This is a genomic window from Streptomyces sp. NPDC030838 (genome assembly GCF_055572035.1).
The window spans coordinates 33,983-57,554 of sequence record NZ_JBVIED010000019.1; the positions used below are offsets into that span (position 1 = coordinate 33,983).

Below are 23,572 nucleotides of genomic sequence, written 5' to 3' on the forward strand. Positions count from 1 at the left end.
GGCCGCGGCACGACTGCGGGCGGTGACCCGGGCATGACCACGGCCGGTGCCCCGGTCAGGCCGGCGGCCGGTGCCCCGGACAGGCCCGCGGCCGGTAAACGCGGGCAGGCCCGCGGCCGGTGACCGCGGGCATGATCGAGGGGCCGGCGGACGGCCCCACTCCGTCCGCCGGCCCCTGCTGCGAGATCACTCCGGTCCGTGACAGGAACCCGCACTCCCCACCTGCGGGCCTCCTGCTGCCATCACGGGACCGTCGCGACCCCGGTCCCTAGAACGCGAAGACGCTCGTGCCGGACGCGTTCTTCACGCACTCGTTGGCGAACACGCGCTCGTAGGAGACGCGCTCGCCCTGCCAGACCCCGTCGACGGTGACGACCACGGGGTCGTACTCGCGGGTGCACAGCATGCCGCTCTCGCTCTCCAGGGCGGCGAAGTCGCCGTCGACGTGGCGCAGTTCCGCGCAGGCCGAGACCGGGTCCGGGTGCGTGCCGGACGGCTTCGGGGCGCAGGTCAGGGTCACCGCGCGCTCCGGGGTGACGGCGGCGGTCTCGCCGTGGCCCACGGTGAAGACCAGGGCGGAGGGGGCGTAGAGCGTGTCGGGCGCCGCGTGCGCGGCCCCGGTCAGAGGTGCGGCGATCGCGGTGGCGGCGAGGGCGAGGGTCGCTGCCCGGCGCGCGAAGTTCCGCATTGTGTGCTTCCTTCCGCTCGATTGCGTTGAGTACCGGTCCGCACGCGGTGAGTGCCGACCGGCGAGCGCGAGTCTGCCGAGTCCGCCGCCGAAACTCACATCGACCCCACCGGTTTCAGTAACCTTGCGTATTGAATCAGTGGCGTGAAGTCACGGAATTCGAACGTTCCAATCGGCGATCTGCGCGGTTCTTGATCGTTTTAGGTGGCCGAATGGCTGGTTTCACGGTCCTCGTTAATCGGCCTGAAACATTCCGATTCTGACCGGCGCCGACCCCCGGTGGACGCCGCGCGTTCACGGAGAGGTGGTCGAATCATCCATTCCGCGCGCGGAAAATGGATGAACCGTCCTCTGGTCCCCACCTTGGTCCCGGCCGTACCGTCGGCACACCTCCGAGGACGGCCTCCGCGCGCGCCGCTCACCCCCGCGGCACGGGCCGCCGTCCGCCCCCGCCGCCGCGCCACGACGCGCTCCACCCCGATCCTCCGCTGGAGCTGGAGCCCCCTTGTCCCCGCAGCCCGACCCCTCCCCCGCGCCGCCGCCGTCCCTCACCGAGGTCGAGGCCCACGGCGTGGAGCGCATCCCGGACGCGGACCGCACCGCGACCCCGTTCGACCTGTTCCGGCTCGCCTTCGGCGGTGCCAACACCTTCTCCACCTGCGTCCTCGGCGCCTTCCCGATCCTGTTCGGCCTGTCCTTCCGGCAGGGCCTCGCGGCCACCCTCCTCGGCGTCGTCGCCGGGGCGCTGATCCTGTGTCCGATGGCGGTGTTCGGCCCCGTCAACGGCACCAACAACGCGGTCTCGTCGTCCGCGCACCTCGGCGTGCACGGACGCGTCGTCGGCTCGTTCCTGTCCCTGCTGACCGCGGTCGCGTTCTTCTCGCTGTCGGTGTGGAGCTCCGGCGACGCCCTGGTCGGCGGCGCCCACCGGCTGTTCGGCCTGGAACGCGGAAACCTGTCGTACGCCGTCGCGTACGCGCTGTTCGCCGGGCTGGTTCTCGCGGTGTGCGTGTACGGCTTCCGGTTCATGCTGTTCGTCAACAAGGTCGCGGTGACCTCGGCGACCCTGCTGTTCCTGCTGGGCGCGATCGCCTTCGCCGACGACTTCGACCCGTCGTACGCGGGCGTCTTCACGGACTCCGCCGACCCCGGCACCCAGGCGCTGTTCTGGCCGTCGTTCATCGGCTCGGCGCTGATCGTGCTGTCCAACCCCGTGTCGTTCGGGGCGTTCCTCGGCGACTGGTCGCGCTACATCCCGGCGAGCACCCCGCGCCGCCGGGTCGTCGGCGCGGCCTTCCTGTCGCAGCTGGCGACGCTGCTGCCGTTCCTGTTCGGGCTGTCGACGGCGAGCGTCATCGCCACCCAGGCCCCGGAGTACGTCGATCCGGCCGCCCCCGACTTCGTCGGCGGGCTGCTCGCGATCTCGCCGTCCTGGTTCTTCCTGCCGGTGTGTCTGCTCGCGCTGATCGGCGGCCTGTCGACGGGGACGACCTCGCTGTACGGCACCGGCCTGGACTTCTCCTCGGTGTTCCCCAGGCTGTCGCGCGTACAGGCGACGGTGCTGGTCGGGACGGTGGCGGTGGGCTTCATCTTCGCCGGCCGCTTCGCGCTCGACCTCGTCCAGTCCATCTCCACCTTCGCCACCATGATCATCACCTGCACCACCCCGTGGATGGTCGTGATGATCCTCGGCTACTGGACCCGGCGCGGCTGGTACGACCCCGACGCACTCCAGGTCTTCAACCGCCGTCAGCGCGGCGGCCGTTACTGGTTCGCGCACGGCTGGAACTGGCGCGGCCTGACCGCCTGGTGGGTCTCCGCCGCGGTCGGCGTGCTCTTCACCAACATCCCGGGCCAGTTCGTCGGCCCCCTCGGCGACCTGGCGAACGGTGTCGACATCGGCCTTCCGCTGTCCCTGGCGGTCGCCGCCGTACTGTTCCTGACGCTGCTGTGGCTCTTCCCCGAACCCCGCGCGGCATACGGCCCGCAGGGCCCCCGCTGGGTCCGCGCGGCCGATGTGCCGGTGCCGCCGATCACCGGGCCCGGCGCCGACGGGGCACTGTCGGACCCGTCGGCTACGTTGCCCGCATGACCGATTTCGTACTGGTGGCAGGGACCTGGCTAGGGGCGTGGGCGTGGGACGAGGTGGCGGCCGAACTGCGCGCGGCCGGGCACCGCGCGCATCCGCTGACACTGTCCGGCCTCGCCGAGAAGCAGGGTGTGCCGGCCGGACAGGCCACGCACGTGCGGGACGTCGTCGACGAGGTCGAGCGCCTGGACCTGCGGGACGTGATGCTCGTCGGGCACAGCTACGCCGGCGTCCCGGTAGGCCAGGCGGCCGAGCGGATCGGCGACCGGCTGGCCCGGGTGGTGTTCATCGACGCCAACGTGCCCGTGGACGGCGAGTCGTTCCTGTCCGGCTGGCCCAGTGCCGAGGTGCGCCGCTCGATCGAGGCCAACGACGGCTACTGGCCGCCCCTGGACGCCGGGGAGTTCGCCGGCCAGGAACTGACGGACGAGCAGATCGCGGGCCTGCGGACCCGCGCGACCCCGCACCCGGGGGCCTCGCTGACCGAACCGGCGGTCCTGGCCCGCCCGCTGGGCGAGCTGCCCGCGACGTACGTCAAGTGCCTGCTGGACGGCGAGGAGCCGCTGCCGGCCGCGGCCGAGGCGCTGAAGAGCGACCGCTGGGAGCTGGTGACCCTGGACACCGGGCACTGGCCGATGTTCTCCCGGCCGCGTGAACTCGCCCGAATCCTGCGGGAATCGGCGCGCACCGGCTGATCCCGCAGCGGCGTACCGGCCGGTATGGTCGGCGTCGGCGACGCAGGCTCGACGGCGAGAGGCGGACGGATGGCCAGGCACTGGGCGGACTTCCAGTACGAGATATACCTGAACGGGATGACGGGGGCGGTGCCCCGGCTGCCCACCGATCTGACCCGGCTCGAGGAGCTGACCGAGCGGCGGCTCGGGCCCGGTCCCGTCGGCTATGTCGCGGGCAGCGCGGGCGACGGCAGCACCGCCCTCGCCAACCGGGCGGCCCTGCGGCGGCGCCGGATCGTGCCGCGGATGCTGCGGGACGTCCACGAGCGCGATCTGTCGGTGGAGGTGCTGGGCCGGGCACTGCCCGCCCCGCTGGCGCTGGCCCCGGTCGGCGTACTGTCGATCATGCACCCGGACGCCGAGCCGGCGGCCGCCCGGGCCGCCGCCGCGCAGGGCGTGCCGTACATCCTGTCCTCGGCGTCCAGCACGCCGATGGAGCAGGTGGCGGAGGCGATGGGTGACGCCGAGCGCTGGTTCCAGCTGTACTGGGCCAAGGACCGCGAGGTGACCCGGAGTTTCCTGAGCCGGGCGAAGGCGGCCGGGTACAGCGTCCTGGTGGTCACGCTGGACACCCCGCTGCTCGCCTGGCGGCCGCGCGACCTGGACCAGGCGTATCTGCCGTTCCTGCACGGCGTCGGCACCGCCAACTACTTCACCGACCCCGCCTTCCGGGCGGGCCTCGCCAAGCCGGTGCACGAGGATCCGAACGCGGCTGTCATGCACTTCGTGGGCATGTTCGCCGACCCCGGCAAGACCTGGCCCGACCTCGCGTTCCTGCGGGAGAACTGGGACGGCCCGATCGTCCTCAAGGGCGTCCTGCACCCGGACGACGCGCGGCGCGCCGCCCAGGCCGGGATGGACGGGGTGGTGGTGTCCAACCATGGCGGCCGTCAGGTGGCCGGCGCGGTGGCGGCGGCCGACGCGCTGCCCCGGGTCGCCGAAGCGGTCGGCGACCGGCTCACCGTCCTGTTCGACAGCGGCATCCGCACCGGCGACGACATCGTCAAGGCACTCGCGCTCGGGGCCCGGGCGGTGCTCGTCGGACGGCCGTACGCGTACGGCCTCGGCCTCGACGGGCAGGCCGGCGTCGAGCACGTCATCCGCTGTCTGCTCGCCGAACTCGACCTCACCCTCGCCCTGTCGGGCCACGCCACGCCCGTCACCGTGACCGCCGCCGACCTCGTGGAGGAGACCGCGTGACCACCCGGAGGAACGTCCTCGCGGTCGTCGCACCACACGTCGGCGGCCGTACGGCCGGAGCGGGCCTCGCCCAGCTCTTCCCCGCCGACATGGACGTCACCGTCGTCGAGGCCACGGACGAGGACCCGGCCGCCCTGCGCGCGGCCCATGCCATCGTCACGGCACTAGTCCCCGTCACGGCCGAACACCTGGCCGCCGCACCGGAGTTGGCGCTGGTGCAGTGTGCCAGTCACGGCCACGACTACGTCGACACGGCCGCCGCTCACACCCGGGGAGTGACGGTGTGCACCATCGGCTCCAGCGGCGCCGAGGCGCAGAACGTGGCCGAGCAGACCTTCGCCCTGCTGCTCGCCCTCGCCAAGCGGCTGGTCCCCGCGCACAACGCCCTGGTCGAGGCCGACTGGGCGCTGCCGCGGCTCCGGAGCAGTCTGACCGAACTGTCCGGCAAGGCCCTCGGCATCGTGGGGCTCGGGCAGATCGGGCAGCAGGTCGCCCGGCGCGCGGTGGCGTTCGACATGACGGTCGTGTACGCGGGCCGGCGCCGGGTCGCGCCGGAGACCGAGGCACGGCTGGGCGGCGCCCGGCACCTCCCGCTGGAGGACCTGCTGCGCACCGCCGACTACGTCACCCTGCACGCCCCGCTCACGGACGAGACCCGCCATCTCCTCGACGCCGAACGCCTCGCCCTCCTCAAGCCGACGGCCTTCGTGGTGAACACCGCGCGCGGCGCCCTGATCGACCAGGAGGCCCTCGCGGACGCCCTGGAGCGCGGCGCCCTGGCCGGTGCGGGCCTCGACGTCTTCGACCCCGAACCGCCCACCCCGGCCCTACGCCTGCTCAAGGCCCCGAACGTGGTCCTCTCCCCACACGCCGCCGGGGTCACCCGCGAGACCGTGATCCGCATCGCCCTGGCCGCGGTCCGCAACGCCGCCGACTTCCTGACGGGCGGGGAGCCACGGGACGTCGTGAGTCCCGGTCCAGGGGTGTGACGCGGGGGGGCGTGCCCGGTCCCGGCGGCGGCGCCGGACGCCCGGTACCCGGCCATGCACGCCGCCCAGGCCGACCGAGGCAGCTCATCGCAGCCCCGGCCGGCCGGCGCGCGCCACGCGGGTGCCGCGTGCCGAGCCGGCGGGAGCCGGCCGGCGCGGCGGATCGTGCCGCTACCCCGCCCCCGGCAGTCCCGCCCGCCGGGCCGTCGCCGAGGTCGTCTCGGCGACCGACAGGGAGTCCGCCCCGGTGGTCCCCGGGTCGGCGGTCCAGCGCTGTGCGGGGGAACCGTCGCGGACCTTGACGACGAGGTCGGCGCCCGGCCCGCCGGTGGCGGGGGCGAGGGCCAGCTGCTCGTCCCAGCGGGGGAGGAACTCGCCCTGCGCGGTGCGGTCGTAGCGCACGTCGTCGCCGCGCTCGTCGTCCGCGTCGGCACAGGTGCCGAGGATGACCACCCCGGCGTCCGCGTGCGAGTCGAGGCACAGCCCGGGGTCGGCCACGCTGCGCAGCAGTCCGTCGTTCTCGTACGACCACTGCTGCGTCCACGCCTCGGAGCAGGCCGCCAGACCGGCCTCCGCGCCGGCCTTCGGCTCGCCCTGGATGTCGAGGCACAGGCCGGTGTCCGCGTCGCGGAACCTGGTCTGCCGGGGTGCGCTGGGCAGTTGGGCGGCGTCCGGGGGCGCGGTGGTCGCGCCGGTGCCGGGGGCGGCCGCGTCGCGGCGGTCGGTCGCGCCGGTGGACGCCGTGGGGTCCGCGTCACCGTCGTACGACAGGCTGGTGGCGAGGACGGTCGCGAGCAGACCGGCGGAGGCGATACCGACGCCGGTGCGCAGCGCCCGCGTGGAGCGGGCCGCCGCGCCGGGGAACCTCGGCAGGACGCGGGGCCGCCCGGCCCGCCGGGCGCCGCGGACGCGCGGCCGGTGCTGCGCGCGGCCGGGCCGTGAGTCGAGGTAGCGGCGGGCGCCCCAGCCGAGCACCGCCTCGGCGAGGAGCGCGCCGAGTCCGGTCTCGGCCTGGCTCAGCTGCTCCGCGGTGTCCCGGCAGTGCCGGCACCCCGTCAGATGGTCCTGGACGTCCGGGAGCAGGGCGCCGCCGCGCCGGATCGGCACGTCGAGGAGGCGGTTGTAGAAGCGGCAGTCGGGGCTCGGGGCGAGTTGCCGGTGGGCGCGGACGCAGCCTTCCCGGAATTTCTCCCGCGCTTGTTCCAGGGTGACCGCCGCGGTGTCGGTGTCCATGCCCAGCAGCATGGCCGGGAAGTCGAGCGGTTCGGCTTCGACCTCGGTGTGCCACAGCAGACAGCGGGCCGGTCCGGGAAGCTCTTGGAAAGCGCGTTCCGCCAGCTTGCGGTTTTCCGGCGTCATGGACGTGGCGGCACGCATACCGCGCCCTCCGGCCGGTTTCCGCAACTCCGGCAGCAGACCGGATATTCGGTCCTCGGCGGACCACTGCCGCACGGTGTCCCGCACGGTGACGAGCAACCGCGGACGCAGTGCGACACCGGAGTCGCCGAGGGTGAGCCGGTCGAGCACCTGGTGGCAGGCGGCGGCGGTGACCATGGCGGCGACCTGCGCGGACGAGGCGAGGCAGATGCTCGCGTAGGCGTGCGCGGAGGGCCAGTGACGGGCCAGCAACTGGGCGGTGGCCTGGGAGACTTCGACGTCCGGGACGCCGCTGAGCCGGGCGGCCAGCGTTTCGTCGGAGGGGCCGGGGACGCCGTCGAAGGACGGCGGTGGAGCAGGGTGGGGGGTGAGCACTGAGCGGGTTTCCTTCCCACGTATATGGGACAGCCGGGAGTTCTGTTCGCCGAAAGGAACCCGGACGAGGAAGCCGGACTTGGTGCATACCTTTTTGGCGGGCGATCGGGAGCAGAAATTCCCGGTGGATCACTTTTGCACAACCGAGTAGCGCGCAACAAGGCACTCGGGCAACATCCGCACCACTGAAATAAAGTCAGATTTGGCGGCAACTCGCGCTGCTCGCCTCGCCATTCGCTTTTTCCCGCACCCCGTGTGAAACGCGTGCCCGCGCCGGGGGTGATGCGCACGCTCCCGCCGGCGGGCGTCCCGCGGTGCACTGGAGTCGGCCTCGTTCGCCAGGCCCCGCGCGGGACGGCGGCACTCCCGCGCGTCACGGCCGCCGGCCGTGTTCCTCCCGCCCTCGGCCGGCGGCCTCCCCCGAGGGCGGGAGCGGCTCGCCGGCGCCGGGCGGGGTCAGATCTGCCAGGAGCGCAGCCGGTCGGCCGCGCCGTAGACGTCCGTCTTGCCGTCCATCAGATCGCGGGCGAGGTCGACGAGGGCGCCGTAGGGCGGGTCGATGCCGACGCCGCTGACGAACATGTAGGCCACGGCGGTCGCGCAGGCGAAGCGGGCGTTCGCCGAGGGCAGGGGACGCAGCAGGGCGAGGGTGTGCAGCAGCGCGGCGGCCCGCCAGGCCGGGTCGGAGTCGACGCCGAGCCGCGGCGGGTCGACGCGGTGCCGGGCGACGGCGGCGACGAGCGCGGAGAAGTCGTTGATCGTCGGCTGGTCCGGCAGGACCTCTTCGTGCCGCTGGAGCAGCCAGGGCACGTCGATATGGAGGACGGGGGATGCCATCGTCAGGCGGCCCGTCCCTCGCCGCCGGCGGGCGGCTCGTCGTCGGGGAAGGCGGCCGCGAACTCGTCGGCGTGAGCGGCGAAGAACCGGCGGAACGCCTCGGCACCTTCCTGCAGCGCCCGGTGCCGGGCGATGTCGGCCGCGGCGGCCTCCCGGACGAGGGCCTTCATCGACGTCCCGCGCTCCTTGGCGATCTGGCGCAGGTCCTCCAGCTCGCGCTCGCTGAACTCCACGTTGAGGGCTGGCATGGGCTCACGGTACCGCGAGGGTACTTACTCGTAAATATCCCCAGGTCAGATAGGGGGCAGGACGGTACCGAGGGGTTCGAAAGCGGTCAGATTCGCCGAGATGTGCATCACATTCGAACCCCTCGGGTGTCGATTCGGACCGTTCAGTCCTGGTCCGCGACGAAGGCCGCCATCCGGGCCAGGGCCGCGTTCCAGTTGATGGTGATCTCGTTGGTCGACCAGGACTGGATGTCGTCTATGTAGCAGAACTGGCCGACGCATCCCTGGAGTTTGCTCTGCGCCAGCGGGTCCTGGATGCTCGAGTTCGGGCCGCCCGAGAGCGAACCGGCCGGCGGGTTCGGCAGGTTCGGGTCGAGCTGGCGGGCGTACCAGCGGCTGTGCTGGTTCTGCGCGCTGACGTCGCCGTAGCCGGTGACGTAGGAGATGTTCAGCGCGTTGCGGCCCAGGATGTAGTCCATGGTCTGGACGGCCCCGTCGCGGTACTTGGCGCCGCCGGTGATGTCGTACGCGGTGGCCAGCACGACCGCGTTGTTGAGCACCTGGTGGCTGGAGCCCCAGTCGTACTTGTTGTCGTCGGGGGCGTACGGCAGCCCGTAGGGGTGGGCCTTCAGGGTGGCCAGATAGCGGTCGGCGCCCTTGACGACGGACTGACGGACCTTGTCCCGGCCGGGGAGCCCGTTCGGCACGGTGGCCAGGTCCAGCCGGGCCGCCGCGGCGGTGCGCGCCCAGTCGAAGCCGAGCGGGCCGAAGATGTCGGCGGTGTGGACCGGGGAGTTCAGGACGTGGTCCGCGAACCGCTGCTCGCCGGTGGTGAGGTACAGCTCGGCCGCCGCCCAGTAGAACTCGTCGTCGACGGTCCGGTCCGGGTAGGCCCCGCCGCCGATGCCGTCGCTCTCGTCCGCGTACACCGCGGGGTGCGCCTGGGCCGCCGCCCATGCCTTGCGCGCGGCGACGAGCGCCTGCGCCGCGAACGCGGGGTCGTACGGCTTGTAGAGGCGGGCCGCCTGGGCGGCGACGGCCGCGAGGTTCAGGGTCGCGGCGGTGGTCGGCGGGTGCAGCTCGCGCTTCTGCGGATCGTCGCTCGGCAGCAGCGGCAGCCCGGTCCAGTTCTCGTCGTGGATCTTGTGGTGCGCCATGCCGGCCAGCGGCTGACCGTCCGGGACCTGCATCTTCAGCAGGAAGTCCAGCTCCCAGCGGACCTCGTCGAGCAGGTCGGGCACCTTGTTGCCGCTCTCCGGGATGGCGAGCGTGCCGTCCCGGAACCGCTCCACCTCGCCGGTGCGGGCGTGCCGCGCGCGCTCGTACGTGCTCAGCAGCTCCCAGACCGAGATACCGCCGTTGACGACGTACTTGCCGTGGTCGCCGGCGTCGTACCAGCCGCCGGAGACGTCGAGCCGGTAGTCGCACACACCCGGCTGACACGGTACGTCCGTGTCGCCCTGGTTGGGCGCCACGCCGACGTGGCCGGCCGGGCGGCCGTAGCCGGGCCGCAGGTCGTCGCGGATCGCGAGGCCGCTGCGCTGGGTGTAGTAGAACTTCGCCGCGTCGGTGGCCAGCCGGTCGTACGCGCCGGTGCCGATGTCGAAGGGGCGGCTGGTCTCCCCGTCGGCGACCAGGGTGAAGCCCTTGCCGCGGGTCTTGTAGGCGCCGAAGTCGAGGGAGTGGACCTTCTGCCCGGAGGAGGCGTCCGTGCCGCGCGGCACGGTCCAGCCGCGGGCGACCACGGTGCCGTCGGCGTTCTTCAGCTGCCAGGGCAGCCGCTCGGTCGCCGCGGTGACGAGGGTGGCGTTCTTCGGCCCGGCGGGCAGATAGGCGACCTGGTTGACGCGGACCCGGGGCCCGGTGTCAGGCTCGTACGGCTCGGGCGCCACCCCGCCGAGCAGCGAGACGTCGTCCATGCAGAACCGCCAGGGCTCGGCGCTGCCGCCGAGCTGGAAGCCGACCTGGGCCTGGGTGGTGTCGACGGGCGAGGTGAAGGTGTACGAGTAGCTGTTGCCCGAGACGCTGAGCTGCGGGCTCACCTCGAACCAGGTGTCGTACGGGGCCACCGAGAGTCCCACGATGGCCCGGACCACGTGGTCGGCCGGGGTGCCGTCGGCATGGAAGGAGAAGCGGTACGACTCTCCCTTCACCAGGGTGAGGTCGTTCTGGCCGACGGCGGCGTCCCAGCGGTTGGCGGTGCCGCCGGGGACGTCGGCGCACATCCGGCCGTCGGACAGGCCGGCCGTGACGTTGCTCGTGGTCCACCAGGGCTCGGTGGTGGTGTCGAAGGTGCCGTTCCTGACCTGCTCGACCTCGTCGGCCTGGGCCGGGACCGTGGTGAGCGCCGCGCCGATGAGTGCCGTCAGGGACAGCAGCGCGGTTCTGCGTCGTTTCACGTCGGGGCTCCTCGGGAGGTACGGGTGGCGCCCCCGGTGATGGGAGCGCTCCCAAGTTGCGGACGGAGGCCATGCTTGTGGGAGTCATGACGTGCCGTCAACGGTCCGGGCGGGACTGGTGGTCCCTATCGGCCGGGCTCCACCGCGCGGGACACCTCCGTCAGCAGCGTCTCGGCCTCCGCGCCCCAGCGGGAGCTGATCACCAGATCGCGGGCCGGGTCGAGCCAGAGCAGATGACGGCCGCCGTTGCCGCGGGCGCAGCGCCCCCTCGACGGCGCCGCGGGCCACACCGTGCGACGGTCGTTGAGCCACCAGGACAGTCCGTACTCGGCAGGGGCACGAACTGTGGCAGATCGAGGCGGGCCGACACCGGTTCGTCGAGCACGAGCGCCCCGTCGTCGTGGGCGACGCCCGCCACCAGCGCCAGGACGCTCTTCGTCGCGCTGTACGCCATCTCCGGGCGCTCCGGGTCACCCCAGGACGCGATCACGGCACCCCGCCGGACGATGACGCCGCTCGTGCCCTGCCCGTCCAGCAGGGTCCGACGACCTCCCGGTGCGAGGCGTCGTGGAGCTGGGCGACGAGGTACGCGGCCATGTTCTCGATCCCGGGCACGGGACGCCCGGCCTGCGCCGCCGTCCAGGACGGTGAGTCCCCGCTCCATTCCCGAGCCGCCCTCTGATCAACCACAGATGATCGGCCCTAGCTTGCCGGGACCTCCAGCCTGCTGATGCGCAGGGCCCCGCGTGCCTCCCCGGGATACCGGCTGGTCAGGGTCAGCCGGAGCCGGGAGCCCTGGAGCGGGGCGAAGGTGAGGACGGTGGGGGTGTCCGAGGTGGTGGCCCAGTCGACCGAGGGGTTCTCGACAGGCACATAGCGGCGGCCGTCCCAGACCTCGGCCTCGATCGCCGCGGGCAGGCTGTGCGCGGCGTCCACGGTGAAGGAGATCTCGGCCCGGTCGACGGTCCTGACGCGGCCCCAGTCGACCGACACCCAGTCCTCGGCGCGGGCCCCGTCGAAGGCGGGCAGCAGGGCGGTGGCCGCCTTGAGGAAGCCGTTGGACCAGCCGGTGGCGGGGTCGCCGTCGAGCATGGCGGCGGGGAGGGTGTCGGGGCGGCCGGAGTAACCGGCGTCGGCGTGCGGGTAGGTGAGCGGGGCCGGGAGGTCGGGGCGGAACTCCGGTGCGGGCGTGGTGGAGGCGGCGCGGGCGGCGGTCGTACGGACGGTCGCCGTGCCCGCGCGCAGGCCTTCGGCACGGGCCGTCACCTTCAGGGTGCCCGCCTTCGTGCCGGCGCGGACGATGGCGAGGGCCTTGCCGTGGAAGGCCGTGCGGGTACTGGCCTGGTAGCGCTCGGCGCTCTCCTGGCGGCCGTTGTCGAGCCCCGCGAGCGAGCCGCCGCGCACCTCGAAGGCGATCAGGTCCTCGGCGCCCGGCACGACGACCCCGCGCGCGTCGACCACCTCCGCCGTGACGAACACCAGCGACCGCCCGTCCGCCGCGACGGTCTCGCGGTCCGGGGTGAGGCGTAGGGCATGCGGGGCCCCGGCGGTGCGCAGTACGTCGGTGGCCACCACCTTGCCGTCGCGGCGGGCGACCGCCTTCAGTTCCCCGGGCCGGAAGGGCACCTTCCACGTCAGGTGGAGCTTGCCGGCACTGCCGTTGGGGCTGGTGTAGCTGCCGGGGTAGGGGCCGTCGGTGAAGGTCTTGTCGTCGCCGGTCGGCTCGGTGGTTTCCAGGTAGGTCCGGCCGTCGACGGTCTTCTTGGTGTCGAACCGCCGTACGCCGAGGGACTCGCCGTTCAGGAACAGCTCGACGGTGTCGACGTTGGAGTACGCCCAGACCTCGACCGTCTCGCCCTCGGCGTGGTTCCAGCTCATGGGCAGCAGATGGACCATGGGCTCGGTCGTCCACTGGCTCTTGAACAGGTGGTACATGTCCTTCGGGAAGCCGGCCGTGTCGACCGCGCCGAAGAAGGAGGCCTTCACCGGGAAGACGTCGTACGGGGTGGGCTCGCCGATGTAGTCGATGCCGGACCACAGGAACTGCCCGGTGAACCACTTGCGGTCGCGGTCCTTCTTGTGGCTGTACTCGCCGCTCATCGTCCAGGAGGCGAGGTTGTTGTCGTACGACGAGGTGGCCCGTCGGCCGGGGGTGTGGTTCTCGCCCGTGTTCAGGCGTTCCGGCTCCTGGTAGGTGCCGCGCGTGGAGGTCTCCGAGGAGGACTCCGACTCGAAGACGAACAGGTGCGGGTAGGCGGCGTGCAGGGCGTCGACGGACTTCGCGCTGTTGTAGTTGAGGCCGAGCCCGTCGAGCTTGGCCAGCATCAGATCGGCCGCCGAGCCCTTGGCGGGCAGCCGCCGGTACTTGTCGGAGCCGATGACGAGGGGGCGGGTGTCGTCGGCGGCCTTGATCGCGGCGATGATCCGGTCGGCCATGGCGAGGCCGGCGGTGGAGGTGGAGTCGGGGATCTCGTTGCCTATGGACCACATGATCACGGCGGGCGAGTTGCGGGCGGCGAGCACCATCTCCGTGGCGTCCCGCTCGCACCACTCGTCGAAGAAGCGGCCGTAGTCGTAGCTGGTCTTCCCCCTCCGCCAGCAGTCGAAGGCCTCCACCTGGAGCACGATGCCGAGTTCGTCGCAGGCCCGGATCACCTCCGGGGAGGGCGGGTTGTGGGAGGTGCGCAGCGCGTTGACGCCCATCGACTTCATGATCGTCAGCTGGCGGCGCACGGCGTCGGCGCTGGTCGCGGCGCCGAGCGCGCCCAGGTCGTGGTGCAGGTTGACGCCCTGGAGCTTGTGATGGGTGCCGTTGAGGTGGAAGCCCTCGTCGGGGTCGATACGGAAGGTCCGGATACCGAAGGGGGTGCGGTAGGTGTCGGTCGTCTCGCCGTCGACGCGCAGTTCGGTGGTGAGGGTGTAGCGGTGCGGGGTCCCGAAGTCCCAGAGCTTCGGGTCGGGGACCGTGAGGTCGTGGGTCTCGGTCGCGCGGTCGGCGACGGTGACCGTGGAGGACGTACGGGCGACGGTCCGGCCGCCGGGCGCGGTGATCCGGGAGACGATCTCGACGTCGGCGCCGTCGCGCGCGGTGTTCACCACCGAGGTCCGCACCCGGACCAGGGCCCGGTCGGCGGTGATCTCCGGGGTGGTGACGTACGTGCCCCAGCGCTCGACGTGCACCGGCTCGGTGACGACCAGGCGGGCCTCGCGGTAGATGCCGCTGCCCGAGTACCAGCGGCTGCTGGGCAGCCGGTTCAGGACCCTGACGGCGAGGACGTTCTCGGTGGTGCCGTCGGTGTGCACCAGGTCGGTGAGGTCGAAGGCGAAGCCGGTGTACCCGTAGGGGTGCCGGCCGATCTCGGTCCCGTTGCAGTAGACGTACGCGTCCATGTACACGCCGTCGAACTCCACCGAGATCCGCTTGCCGACGAGGGCGGGTGGCAGGGTGAAGGCGAGCCGGTACCAGCCGAGACCGCCGGCGAAGAAGCCGGTGCCGCTGGTGGTGCCATGCTCGGTGGTCGGCGCCTGCTCGATGGACCAGTCGTGAGGTACGGCCACCTCGCGCCAGGCGGAGTCGTCGTACGCGGGATCGGCGGCCCGCGCATACGCGCCGCTCGGATCGGTGATGCCGTCCGGGTTGACCAGCGCGAACCGCCAGCCGTCACGGAGGGCGACGGTGCGGCGTCCGCCCGGGTGCGCGGCCCTGGCGTCGGCGGCGCCCAGCAGCGCTCCGGCGGCCGGTGCCGCCGTACCGGCGATCAGAACCGATCTGCGCGTGACCGTCATGTGCGGCTCTCCCTCATCAGGGCCCAGAAGTACTCACAAGTGATCGTGAACAAACAGATTCTGACGGCCTGCCACATGGGCCCGTCAAGAGTGCGGACGCCGCTCGCGTCCCGCGGGTAACGCCGCGCGGCAATCGGCAACCCGGCCGCGCGGGAGCCGGACGCACTAGGCTGGAACGGAAGTGACGCACTTGTTAACGGTGGGTGTGCGCGATGGAGTGGCGACGATGAGCCCGGAGTACCCGTTCGACGAGGCCGCGACGGCCCGGGCTGTCATCGACGACGCCGGCACCCTGACCCAGTGGAACGAGGGCGCGCGGCGGCTGCTCGGCTGGACGGCCGACGAGGTCGTGGGACGGCCCGCCGCCCGGCTGCTCGCGGACTCCGCCCCCGAGGTGAGCGGCCCCCGCTGGGACGGCACGGTCGCACTGCGTCACCGAGCCGGCCGTACGGTTCCCGTCTGGCTGCTCGCCCACCACCGCGGGCCACGCGGCGGCGGACCCGGCCACTGGCTGGTGGTCGCCCCGCTGGAGCCCCCCGGCCCCCGCTCGCTCGACGACCCGCTGGACGCGGCGGCGCTCACCCAGTCACCGTGCGCCGTCGCCGTCTATGACGAGCAGCTTCGGCTGCGTACCCAGAACGACGCGATGTCCCAGGTCGTCGGCCTGCCCGAGGAACGCATCCGGGGCCTCAGGCTCTCCGAGATCGGCGGAAAGCCGCAGAGCGAGGAGCTGGAGCGGCATCTCCTCCAGGTGCTCACCACCGGGCAGCCGCAGGACGTGCAGACCTATCTGCGCACCGGCGGCGAGAGCCGGGCGCACGCCTGGCTGGCCCGGATGGCCCCCGTCACCGACGCCGAGGGCCGGGTGCGGGGCGTCTGCCTGGCCGCCCATGACATCACGGAGAACTATCAGGCCCGGCAGCGGCTGCACCTGGTGAACGAGGCCAGCGTGCGCATCGGCACCACCCTCGACGTCACCCGCACGGCCCAGGAGCTGGCCGACGTCTGCGTGCCCGCGCTCGCCGACTTCGTGAGCGTCGATCTGCTCGACCCGCCGCTGCCCGGCGGCGAGCCCCCGGCCCGGGTCTCCGCGCCGGTGACGCTGCGCCGGGTCGCGCACCAGTCGGTGAACCCGGGCTGCCCGGAGGCCATGGTCGAGCCCGGCGAGGTCGAGTCGCACCCCGCCGCCTCCCCCCAGGCGGACTCGCTGGTGGCGGGCCGCACCATCGTCGCCGCCATCGGCGACGGCACCCTGGAGCGGTGGCTGGAGCACGACGCGGTCCGCCGCGACCGGTACCGGCAGTACGGCTTCCACTCCACGATGTCCGTGCCGATCCAGGCCCGCGGCACCACCCTCGGCGTCGCGGTCCTCAGCCGCGCCCAGCGGCCGGACCCCTTCACCGGGGACGACGTGCTGCTGGTCGAGGAGATCACCGCGCGGGCCGCGGTCTGCGTCGACAACGCCCGCCGGTACTCCCGCGAACGCGATACCGCTCTCGCGCTCCAGCGCAGCCTGCTGCCCCGCACGCTGCCGAGGACGGCCGCGCTGGAGGCGTCCTCGCGCTACCTCCCCGCCGCCCGCGCCGGGGTCGGCGGCGACTGGTTCGACGTGATCCCGCTGTCCGGCATGCGCGTCGCCATGGTCGTCGGAGACGTCGTCGGGCACGGCATCCAGGCCTCGGCCACCATGGGCCGGCTGCGCACCGCCGTGCGCACCCTCGCCGACATCGACCTTGCCCCCGACGAACTCCTCACCCACCTCGACGACCTGGTCGTCCGGCTGTCGGAGGAGTCCGGCGGCGAGGGCGGCGGTCCCGGAGAGATGGGGGCCACCTGTCTGTACGCCGTCTACGACCCGGTCTCGCGGCGCTGCACCTTCGCCCGGGCCGGGCATCCGGCGCCGATCGTGGTGCCGCCGGGCGGCACGCCCCGGGAGCTCGAGGTGCCCGCCGGTCCGCCGCTGGGGCTGGGCGGGCTGCCGTTCGAGGCGGCCGAGCTGTATCTGCACGAGGGCACCCTGCTCTCCTTCTTCACCAACGGCCTGGTCCAGAGCCCGGACCGGGACGCCGAGACCGGACAGCGGCTGCTGCGCGACGCGCTGGCCTCGGGCGCCGGCCCGGCGCCGTCCACCTCGCTGGACGAGACCTGCGACCGGATCCTGCACGCCCTGCTGCCGGCCGGCGGGGCCTGCGACGACGTGGCCCTGCTGCTCGCCCGCACCCACGGACTGCCCGCCTCGCAGGTCGCGACCTGGGACATCCCCGCCGATCCGGCGCTGGTCGCGCCGATCCGCAAGCAGGTCGCCGAGCAGCTGAGCACCTGGGGGCTGACGGAGGCCTCCTTCACCACCGAGCTGGTGGTGAGCGAGCTGGTCACCAACGCGATCCGGTACGGCTCGCACCCGATCCGGCTGCGGCTGATCCACGACGCGGACACCCTGATCTGCGAGGTCTCCGACACCAGCCACACCGCGCCGCATCTGCGCCGCGCCAAGACGTGGGACGAGGGCGGCCGGGGGCTGCTCCTGGTCGCCCAGCTCACCCAGCGCTGGGGCAGCCGGCACACGCCCGAGGGCAAGACGATCTGGGCGGAGCTGGCCCTCGTCGAGGAGGAGTAAGGCATCCTGCGCGGATCCTCCCTCCTCCGCGCATCCTCCGCCCGCAACGGGGCACCAGGTCTGCATGGCGTCCGTGTCCTCGTCCCCGCGTCGCGCGACGCTCGTCGTCGCGGCGGCGTCGATGCTCGCTCTGCTGACGGCCTGTGGTGGGAGCGGCGGTGGTACGACCGGCAGAGCGTCCGAGGCTCCGGCCGCCTCGGCGAGCCCGGCGGCCTCCGAGGTCTCCGCGGTCCCCGCAACCACCTCCCCCTCCCCCGGCGCCGACCGCTGCCACACCTCCGAGTTGCGCGCCACCGTCGGCCGCAACAACCCGGGAGCCGGTCAGGAGAACTACCCGATCGTCCTGACCAACACGTCCTCGCACACGTGCACGCTCTACGGCTTCCCGGGCGCCGCCTTCGTCGACCCCTCCGGAGAGCAGCTGGGCCCCGATCCGCGCCGCGAGCCCGAGTCGCCGACGCGGGTCACGCTGGCGCCGGGCGGCAGCGCGTGGGCCGGGCTGTCGTATGCCAACCCCGAGATCAGCGGCGCCCGTACGGCCACCCCGGCGGCGCTGCTGGTCACGCCGCCGGACGAGCGGGAGCCGCTGCGGGTGCCGTGGACGGCGGGCAAGGTGCCGGTGGGCGGGAACGAGTCGACGGTGTCCCTGACGGTACTGCGGGCGGGGACCGGCGCCTGACGATCGTCAGCGGTGCCTGGCGCGGTAGGCGCCCGGCGGGACGCCGTAGCGGTCGCGGAAGACCCGGTGGAAGTGGAACGGGCTGGCGAAGCCCGAGGCCGCGGCGACACGTTCCACGGAGAGGTCGGTGCCCTCCAGCAGGCGGGCGGCATGGCCCAGCCGGGCCTCGCGTAGGGCCCGCATCGGTGACTGGCCGAGGTGCTGGGTGAACAGGTGCGCGAACCGGGAGGGCGAGAGCGCGACAGCGGCGGCCAGGGAGCGGACGGTGTGCGGGGCGCCCGGATCCGCGTCGATCAGCGCCTGCGCGCGCAGCACCCGCTCATCCGCCCCGGGCGGCGCGGGGACGCTCCTCGCGGTCGTCGCGGCGAGCAGCACGACCTCCTCCAGCGCGCACCGGGCCAGCTCCCGCGCGGCGGCGCCGTGCGCCACGGCGACCGGGTCGTCCGAGGGCGCGGCGGCGGCCGGCGGCGCCTCGGCCCCGCTCCAGCGGGCGTCCGCGAGCATGCGCCGGAACACCGTCTCGATCCGGCCGTGGACACCGGCCGGGACCGGCGCCACGACGTACAGGCCGTCGCCGGCGGCATACGGCCGCAGCCACGCCTGCCAGGACGGCCGGGCCTGGCCGTGCGCCCACCAGAAGCGCCAGGTGCGGGCCCCGGGCGCGACGGCGTACCGCTGCCCCACGCCCGGCGCCAGCACCACCAGGTCGCCCACGCCCGCCCGCGTCCCGGCCGCGCCCTGCCGCAACACGCCCGCACCGCCGGTCGTCCAGGTGAACAGCCAGCTGTCCGCGCCGCGCGGCCGGTGGACGGCGTAGCCCTGCGGCTGGTCGAAGTGGCCGACGACCACCAGGCCGGGCGGCGGGGAGGGGTCGCCGGGGGCAGCAGTGGCGGGCAGGTCGGCAGCGCTCATGGGCATCCTCCGGATCAGCCGGTCACCCTAGCGTGGCGGTCGTAGGGCAACCGACCATCCGACCATCGGTTCAGGAGGGGACGTATGACGGCCACGGACAGGGGCGCCGCCGGTTCCACGCTCGCGCGGTTCGAGGAGGACGGCTTCGCCGTCGTGCGCGGGTTGTTCGGGTACGACGAGATCGACCGCCTGTGCGCCCGGTTCGCGGAGCTGCGGGAGGCCGGGCCGGTGCCCGGGCACTTCGAGCCGCGCCGGCCCATGCCCGCCACCCCGGCCGATCCGCTCCACGCCTACCCACGGGTGATGCAGCCGCACGAGATCGACGACCTGGCGCGGGAGTTCCTGCTGGACGCGCGGCTGCGCGAGGTGCTGGAGGCGCTGCTCGGCGAGGAGGTGCTGGCGGCCCAGTCCATGTTCTATTTCAAGCCGCCGGGCGCGCGGGGCCAGGCGCTGCACCAGGACAACTTCTATCTGCGGGTGGAGCCGGGCACGTGTGTGGCGGCGTGGATCGCCTGCGATGTGATCGACCGGGAGAACGGCGGCCTGGAGGTGGTGCCGGGCACCCACCGGATGGAGCTGTTCTGCCCCGAAGAGGCGGACGCGGAGGTGTCCTTCGCCCGGGAGTACGTACCGCCGCCGCCCGGGCTGGCGGCCGTACCGGTCGACATGCTCCCCGGGGACGTGCTGTTCTTCAACGGCAGCCTGGTGCACGGCTCACAGCCCAATCGCACCGCCGACCGGTTCCGCCGCTCCTTCATCGGCCACTACGTGGGCCGCTCCGCGGAGCGCATCGGGGGCTACTACCGGACGCTGACCATGTCCGGCGAGCGGGTCGCCCTGCCGGAGAGCGAGGGCGCCGGTCCGTGCGGCACGGAGTTCGCACCGCACGGACCGCACTGAGGCACTGAGGCACCGAGGCACCGAGGCACCGAGGCACCGAGGCACCGAGGACCTGACTGCCCGTCAGTGCCCCACGACCGGGCGCGCGGTGTACGGGCGCTCCAGCTCCTCGATCTCCTTCTCGGTCAGCTCCAGTTCCACGGCGGCCACGGCGTCCTCGAGGTGGTGCGGCTTGGACGCGCCGACGACCGGTGCCGCCACCGTGTCCCGCTGCAGCAGCCAGGCGAGGGCCACCTGGGCGCGCGGAACGCCGCGGTCGGCGGCGATCCGGGTGACGGCGTCGACGATGGCGTGGTCGCCCTCCTGGTAGAGGGTGCTGCCGAAGTTGTCGCGCGAGCTGCGCTCGGTGACCGTGCCCCAGTCGCGGGTGAGCCGGCCGCGGGCGAGCGGGCTCCAGGGCAGCACGCCGACGCCCTGGTCCGCACAGAGCGGCAGCATCTCGCGCTCCTCCTCGCGGTAGAGGAGGTTGTAGTGGTTCTGCATGGAGACGAACTTCGTCCAGCCGTGCCGCTCGGCGGTGTACTGCATCTTGGAGAACTGCCAGGCGTACATCGAACTCGCCCCGAGGTACCGGACCTTGCCCGCCTTGACCAGGTCGTGCAGGGCCTCCATCGTCTCCTCGACCGGGGTGTGCGGGTCGAAGCGGTGGATCTGGTAGAGGTCGACGTAGTCGGTGCCGAGGCGGCGCAGGCTGTGGTCGATCTCGGCCGTGATCGCCTTGCGGGACAGGCCCGCGCCGTTGGGTCCGGGCCGCATCCGGCCGTGCACCTTCGTCGCCAGCACGATCTCGTCCCGGCGGGCGAAGTCGCGCAGCGCCCGGCCGACGATCTCCTCGCTGGTGCCGTCGGAGTACACGTTCGCGGTGTCGAAGAAATTGATCCCGGCCTCCACGGCCTGCCGGATCAGCGGGCGGGACGCCTCCTCGTCGAGCGTCCACTCGTGCACGCCACGGTCGGGAAGGCCGTACGTCATACAGCCCAGACAGATCCGCGACACGTCCAGGCCCGTCGAACCGAGCTTCACATACTGCATCGTTGCTGCTCCTGCCTCCGGAGTAGGTCCAAGGAGCGTACGACGTCCGGGGCCGGGTCGTTCCGATCACGAAAGGACGCTACGACCAGAAGGCATGGAAGCCTCCTTGGCGTCCAAGGAGATGCCCGAAAGCACGGAGACAGCGGCCACGCCGGGTTGCCCGGTCTTTCACGAGGAGGCCCTCGACGCTGTTCCCCGTGGTGCTTTCACCTGAACAAGATGCCGGTCCTGCGGTCGGCCGCCTCGACCAGGACCTCTACTCGCTCTTGGTCGTCATGGCCGTGGTGACGACCGCGATGGCGGGCCCGCTGCCGAACGGGATCCTGGGCCGGCCCCGTGAGGCGCGGGGCCGGCCCGGATTCCCCGGTCTGCGTGTCGGCATCACGAACCTCAGAGGGTGGTGCCCGGGTCCTGCGGCCGGATACGTCCGCGCCAGCCGCCACCCTGGCCGCCACCGCTCTCGACGTAGTCCTTGAAACGTCGCAGGTCACCCTTGACCCGCCGGTCGATCACACCGAGTGCGTCCGCGCCCTTCTCGGCGACACCGGTCGGCTCGACGTCCATGGTGAGCTCCACCCGGGTGTGCGTATCGTCCAGCCGCTCGAACCGGACCGAGCCGCGCTGCTGAGTCTCACCGCCGATGGTCCGCCAGGTGATCCGGTCGTCGGCCAGCTGGTCGACGATCTCCGTGTCGAACTCACGGTGCACCCCACCGATGCTTGTGGACCAGTGGTTGTGCCGGTCATCGAGCTGCCTGACCTCGTCGACACCTTCCATGAAGTTCGGGAAGTCCTCGAACTGGGTCCACTGGTCGTACGCCCGGCGCAGCGGGACCTCGACCTCGACCGATTCCTTGACCGTGCTCATCTGATCCTCCTGATCCGCTCCTCGCGGGGTGGGCCGCGGCCGGCGCGCCCACCCCCGTCTGCGAGGCATCGGGTACCCGGGAAACCCGACGCGAAAGACAGGGGGCGTCTTCCCTAGCGCGCCACGAGGTCCAGCGCCCGCTCCCACGGGAACTCCGCTGGGTCACGGTCCTCACCGGAGTACGGCTCCCCGAAGCGGACGCCCATGGCGCGCAGCCGGGTCAGGCTGTCCTGGTAGGCGGGGTGGGCGGCGAGGGCGTCGGCGACGCAGGGCAGGGCGGCCACAGGGACGCCGAGGCCGCAGGCCTCGCAGAGGGTGGCGACGGCGAGGGTGTCGGCCAGTCCCGCCGCCCACTTGTTGACCGTGTTGAAGGTGGCCGGCGCGACCACGACCGCGTCCGGCGGCGGGAAGGGGCGCGGTTCGCCCGGGGTGCGCCAGGCCGAACGGATGGGGCGGCCCGTCTGGGCCTCGACGGCGGCGGTGTCGAAGAAGCCGTTCATCGCGACGGGGGTGGCTATGACGCCGACCTCCCAGTCCCGCTCCTGGGCGGCGGTGATCAGCTTGCTCACGTCGGCGGCGATGCCGGCGGCGCAGACGACGACGTAGAGGAAGGGTTTCCGAGCCTGTTCCATCACCCGGGCACCCTACTGAACAGGGACGGTCCGTCACCCTCCGACAGGACCGGAGAACGATCGCTCTCCCGCTCGGCTGCTACCGTGGGGGAACGCTCGTTCTCACGTCAGGGAAAGGCCAGGGAGAGGCGGTTCATGGACAGCGCGGTCGCCCGGGAGCGGGCATTGGACGCGGCGGAAGGCCTCTTCTACGGGCGCGGCGTGCAGTCGGTCGGTATGGATGAGATCCGCGGCGCGTCGGGGCTCTCGCTCAAGCGGCTGTACCAGTTGTTCCCGGCCAAGGAGCAGTTGGTCGAGGCGTATCTCGAGCGGCGCGACGGACGCTGGCGCGGGCGGCTCGCGGCCCATGTGGCGGAGCATGAGGACCCTCGGCGGCGCATCATCGCGGTCTTCGACTGGCTGGAGGGCTGGTTCGCCGAGCCGGACTTCCGGGGCTGCGCGTGGATCAACGCGTACGGCGAACTGGGGGCCACCTCGGCGGGGGTGGCGGAGCGCGTGCGGGCGCACAAGGAGGCGTTCCGGGACTGTCTCGCCGGTCTGGTCGCGGACGCGGGGCTCCCCGCCGCGCTCACCGGGCCGCTGTTCCTGCTGGCCGAGGGCGCCATGGTGACAGCGGGCATCACCGGCGCAACGGAACCGGCCGCCGAGGCGCGGGAGGCGGCACGACTGCTCCTCGACACAGGCGGAAGTGAACCGGCGTGACGGAGGTGATCCCCTGGGTGGGGCTGGACATCGCCGGATTCGGCGATGCGAGGAGTTCGCTCCGGCGTCGGCTGGGTGAGCACCGGTCGTTCCGCCGAACTCCGGACGAGCCCCCGACGGACCATTACCCGGACGCCGGACTCCTCCTCTCCTTCAATGCGGCGGATCAGCTCGATCGCATCGAGGCGACACCGCGAGCCGGCCTCTCCTACGCCGGCGTGCCTCTCTCCGGCAGGCCCTTCGGGGAGATCCTCACCGATCTGCGGGCACAAGGGGTCGAAGTCCGCCTGGACGACTCGGGATGCACGCTCGCAGGGCTGGGCATCGCCCTGTATGCGCCCGCCCCTGACGAACCCGACGTGGACGTGGAGGGAGTGGCGGTCTTCTCCGGCCGGCCGTCCGGTCCGCAACGCGACGACAACCGACTCCCGGCTGAGCCTCCCCAGGAGGAGACCCTGTTCTGACGGTCACCGGCGATCCGGCGGCTACCGGGGCACGAGCCTGCCGGACAGCGGCGCGGAGAAGACCGA

At 72.7% G+C, this 23,572-nt stretch carries 20 protein-coding genes and 1 pseudogene; 10 read left to right on the forward strand and 11 right to left on the reverse strand.

Going from position 1 to position 23,572, the window contains the following annotated elements:
- Positions 1 to 268: 268 nt before the first annotated feature.
- Positions 269 to 688 (reverse strand): subtilase-type protease inhibitor, encoded by a 420-nt coding sequence (locus tag ACZ42A_RS35545; RefSeq protein WP_468531471.1) that lies wholly within the window; start codon positions 686 to 688, stop codon positions 269 to 271.
- A 505-nt stretch (positions 689 to 1,193) separates the two neighbouring features.
- Here ACZ42A_RS35545 and ACZ42A_RS35550 point away from each other — a divergent pair.
- The 4 genes from ACZ42A_RS35550 to ACZ42A_RS35565 all read left to right on the forward strand — a co-directional run bounded on the left by ACZ42A_RS35550 (position 1,194) and on the right by ACZ42A_RS35565 (position 5,700).
- Positions 1,194 to 2,780, forward strand: a complete 1,587-nt coding sequence (locus tag ACZ42A_RS35550; protein ID WP_468531472.1) for a purine-cytosine permease family protein — start codon at positions 1,194 to 1,196, stop codon at positions 2,778 to 2,780.
- Positions 2,777 to 3,472 (forward strand): alpha/beta fold hydrolase, encoded by a 696-nt coding sequence (locus ACZ42A_RS35555; RefSeq protein WP_468531473.1) that lies wholly within the window; start codon positions 2,777 to 2,779, stop codon positions 3,470 to 3,472. The genes ACZ42A_RS35550 and ACZ42A_RS35555 overlap by 4 nt, the downstream gene beginning before the upstream one ends.
- Positions 3,473 to 3,541: 69 nt before the next feature.
- Positions 3,542 to 4,711, forward strand: coding sequence for an alpha-hydroxy-acid oxidizing protein (locus tag ACZ42A_RS35560; RefSeq protein WP_468531474.1), 1,170 nt, complete (start codon positions 3,542 to 3,544; stop codon positions 4,709 to 4,711).
- Entirely contained in the window at positions 4,708 to 5,700 is a 993-nt protein-coding gene (locus ACZ42A_RS35565) for a 2-hydroxyacid dehydrogenase (RefSeq protein ID WP_468531475.1), read from the forward strand. The genes ACZ42A_RS35560 and ACZ42A_RS35565 overlap by 4 nt, the downstream gene beginning before the upstream one ends.
- Positions 5,701 to 5,871: 171 nt before the next feature.
- On the opposite strand, the gene ACZ42A_RS35570 is transcribed toward ACZ42A_RS35565, so the two are convergent.
- The 6 genes from ACZ42A_RS35570 to ACZ42A_RS35595 form a co-directional block, all read right to left on the reverse strand.
- Entirely contained in the window at positions 5,872 to 7,452 is a 1,581-nt protein-coding gene (locus ACZ42A_RS35570; RefSeq protein WP_468531476.1) for an RICIN domain-containing protein, read from the reverse strand.
- A 456-nt stretch (positions 7,453 to 7,908) separates the two neighbouring features.
- Entirely contained in the window at positions 7,909 to 8,289 is a 381-nt protein-coding gene (locus ACZ42A_RS35575) for a toxin Doc (RefSeq protein WP_468531477.1), read from the reverse strand.
- A gap of 2 nt (positions 8,290 to 8,291) precedes the next feature.
- A complete protein-coding gene (locus tag ACZ42A_RS35580; RefSeq protein ID WP_468531478.1) occupies positions 8,292 to 8,537 on the reverse strand; it encodes a hypothetical protein in 246 nt (81 codons plus the stop codon).
- A 143-nt stretch (positions 8,538 to 8,680) separates the two neighbouring features.
- Positions 8,681 to 10,915, reverse strand: coding sequence for a glycoside hydrolase family 9 protein (locus ACZ42A_RS35585; RefSeq protein WP_468531479.1), 2,235 nt, complete (start codon positions 10,913 to 10,915; stop codon positions 8,681 to 8,683).
- A 125-nt stretch (positions 10,916 to 11,040) separates the two neighbouring features.
- Positions 11,041 to 11,205: a hypothetical protein gene (locus tag ACZ42A_RS35590; protein ID WP_468531480.1), complete on the reverse strand. Its 165-nt coding sequence runs from the start codon at positions 11,203 to 11,205 to the stop codon at positions 11,041 to 11,043.
- A gap of 412 nt (positions 11,206 to 11,617) precedes the next feature.
- A complete protein-coding gene (locus ACZ42A_RS35595) occupies positions 11,618 to 14,701 on the reverse strand; it encodes a glycoside hydrolase family 2 TIM barrel-domain containing protein (protein ID WP_468531481.1) in 3,084 nt (1,027 codons plus the stop codon).
- A 226-nt stretch (positions 14,702 to 14,927) separates the two neighbouring features.
- Between ACZ42A_RS35595 and ACZ42A_RS35600 the strand changes: the two genes are divergently transcribed.
- Both ACZ42A_RS35600 and ACZ42A_RS35605 read left to right on the forward strand, forming a co-directional pair.
- The gene (locus ACZ42A_RS35600; RefSeq protein WP_468531482.1) at positions 14,928 to 17,318 is read left to right on the forward strand and encodes a SpoIIE family protein phosphatase; all 2,391 of its coding nucleotides are present in this window, start codon (positions 14,928 to 14,930) and stop codon (positions 17,316 to 17,318) included.
- Between the two features lie 64 nt (positions 17,319 to 17,382).
- On the forward strand, positions 17,383 to 17,997 hold the full coding sequence (locus ACZ42A_RS35605; RefSeq protein ID WP_468531483.1) for a DUF4232 domain-containing protein: 615 nt from the start codon (positions 17,383 to 17,385) through the stop codon (positions 17,995 to 17,997).
- Positions 17,998 to 18,003: 6 nt separating this feature from the next.
- Here the strand turns inward: ACZ42A_RS35605 and ACZ42A_RS35610 are convergent, their stop codons facing one another.
- A complete protein-coding gene (locus tag ACZ42A_RS35610) occupies positions 18,004 to 18,909 on the reverse strand; it encodes a helix-turn-helix domain-containing protein (protein ID WP_468531484.1) in 906 nt (301 codons plus the stop codon).
- 84 nt (positions 18,910 to 18,993) lie between these two features.
- Here ACZ42A_RS35610 and ACZ42A_RS35615 point away from each other — a divergent pair, with 84 nt between their 5' ends.
- Positions 18,994 to 19,809, forward strand: coding sequence for a phytanoyl-CoA dioxygenase family protein (locus ACZ42A_RS35615; RefSeq protein ID WP_468531485.1), 816 nt, complete (start codon positions 18,994 to 18,996; stop codon positions 19,807 to 19,809).
- 63 nt (positions 19,810 to 19,872) lie between these two features.
- On the opposite strand, the gene ACZ42A_RS35620 is transcribed toward ACZ42A_RS35615, so the two are convergent.
- Positions 19,873 to 20,841: an aldo/keto reductase gene (locus tag ACZ42A_RS35620; RefSeq protein WP_468531486.1), complete on the reverse strand. Its 969-nt coding sequence runs from the start codon at positions 20,839 to 20,841 to the stop codon at positions 19,873 to 19,875.
- Positions 20,842 to 21,065: 224 nt separating this feature from the next.
- On the opposite strand from ACZ42A_RS35620, the pseudogene ACZ42A_RS35625 reads away from it, so the two are divergent.
- Positions 21,066 to 21,317, forward strand: a pseudogene (locus ACZ42A_RS35625) (hypothetical protein); the annotation flags it as partial.
- Here ACZ42A_RS35625 and ACZ42A_RS35630 read toward each other — a convergent pair.
- Together ACZ42A_RS35630 and ACZ42A_RS35635 are read right to left on the reverse strand one after the other, a co-directional pair.
- Positions 21,232 to 21,708 (reverse strand): SRPBCC family protein, encoded by a 477-nt coding sequence (locus tag ACZ42A_RS35630; protein WP_468531487.1) that lies wholly within the window; start codon positions 21,706 to 21,708, stop codon positions 21,232 to 21,234. The pseudogene ACZ42A_RS35625 and the gene ACZ42A_RS35630 sit on opposite strands and share 86 nt — an antisense overlap.
- A 113-nt stretch (positions 21,709 to 21,821) precedes the next feature.
- Positions 21,822 to 22,340, reverse strand: coding sequence for a flavoprotein (locus tag ACZ42A_RS35635; RefSeq protein ID WP_468531488.1), 519 nt, complete (start codon positions 22,338 to 22,340; stop codon positions 21,822 to 21,824).
- 135 nt (positions 22,341 to 22,475) lie between these two features.
- Between ACZ42A_RS35635 and ACZ42A_RS35640 the strand changes: the two genes are divergently transcribed.
- A complete protein-coding gene (locus ACZ42A_RS35640; RefSeq protein ID WP_468531489.1) occupies positions 22,476 to 23,042 on the forward strand; it encodes a TetR/AcrR family transcriptional regulator in 567 nt (188 codons plus the stop codon).
- A 17-nt stretch (positions 23,043 to 23,059) separates the two neighbouring features.
- A complete protein-coding gene (locus ACZ42A_RS35645; protein WP_468531490.1) occupies positions 23,060 to 23,506 on the forward strand; it encodes a hypothetical protein in 447 nt (148 codons plus the stop codon).
- Positions 23,507 to 23,572: the final 66 nt, after the last annotated feature.

Excerpts from the sequence above, each read along its gene's own strand:
- ACZ42A_RS35580 (WP_468531478.1), bottom strand. The coding sequence starts at position 8,537 with ATGCCAGCCCTCAACGTGGAGTTCAGCGAGCGCGAGCTGGAGGACCTG.
- ACZ42A_RS35630 (WP_468531487.1), bottom strand. The coding sequence starts at position 21,708 with ATGAGCACGGTCAAGGAATCGGTCGAGGTCGAGGTCCCGCTGCGCCGG.
- ACZ42A_RS35635 (WP_468531488.1), bottom strand. The coding sequence starts at position 22,340 with ATGGAACAGGCTCGGAAACCCTTCCTCTACGTCGTCGTCTGCGCCGCC.
- ACZ42A_RS35640 (WP_468531489.1), top strand. The coding sequence starts at position 22,476 with ATGGACAGCGCGGTCGCCCGGGAGCGGGCATTGGACGCGGCGGAAGGC.
- ACZ42A_RS35595 (WP_468531481.1), bottom strand. The coding sequence starts at position 14,701 with ATGACGGTCACGCGCAGATCGGTTCTGATCGCCGGTACGGCGGCACCG.
- ACZ42A_RS35620 (WP_468531486.1), bottom strand. The coding sequence starts at position 20,841 with ATGCAGTATGTGAAGCTCGGTTCGACGGGCCTGGACGTGTCGCGGATC.
- ACZ42A_RS35605 (WP_468531483.1), top strand. The coding sequence starts at position 17,383 with ATGGCGTCCGTGTCCTCGTCCCCGCGTCGCGCGACGCTCGTCGTCGCG.
- ACZ42A_RS35555 (WP_468531473.1), top strand. The coding sequence starts at position 2,777 with ATGACCGATTTCGTACTGGTGGCAGGGACCTGGCTAGGGGCGTGGGCG.
- ACZ42A_RS35545 (WP_468531471.1), bottom strand. The coding sequence starts at position 688 with ATGCGGAACTTCGCGCGCCGGGCAGCGACCCTCGCCCTCGCCGCCACC.
- ACZ42A_RS35615 (WP_468531485.1), top strand. The coding sequence starts at position 18,994 with ATGACGGCCACGGACAGGGGCGCCGCCGGTTCCACGCTCGCGCGGTTC.
- ACZ42A_RS35575 (WP_468531477.1), bottom strand. The coding sequence starts at position 8,289 with ATGGCATCCCCCGTCCTCCATATCGACGTGCCCTGGCTGCTCCAGCGG.
- ACZ42A_RS35610 (WP_468531484.1), bottom strand. The coding sequence starts at position 18,909 with ATGAGCGCTGCCGACCTGCCCGCCACTGCTGCCCCCGGCGACCCCTCC.
- ACZ42A_RS35600 (WP_468531482.1), top strand. The coding sequence starts at position 14,928 with ATGAGCCCGGAGTACCCGTTCGACGAGGCCGCGACGGCCCGGGCTGTC.
- ACZ42A_RS35560 (WP_468531474.1), top strand. The coding sequence starts at position 3,542 with ATGGCCAGGCACTGGGCGGACTTCCAGTACGAGATATACCTGAACGGG.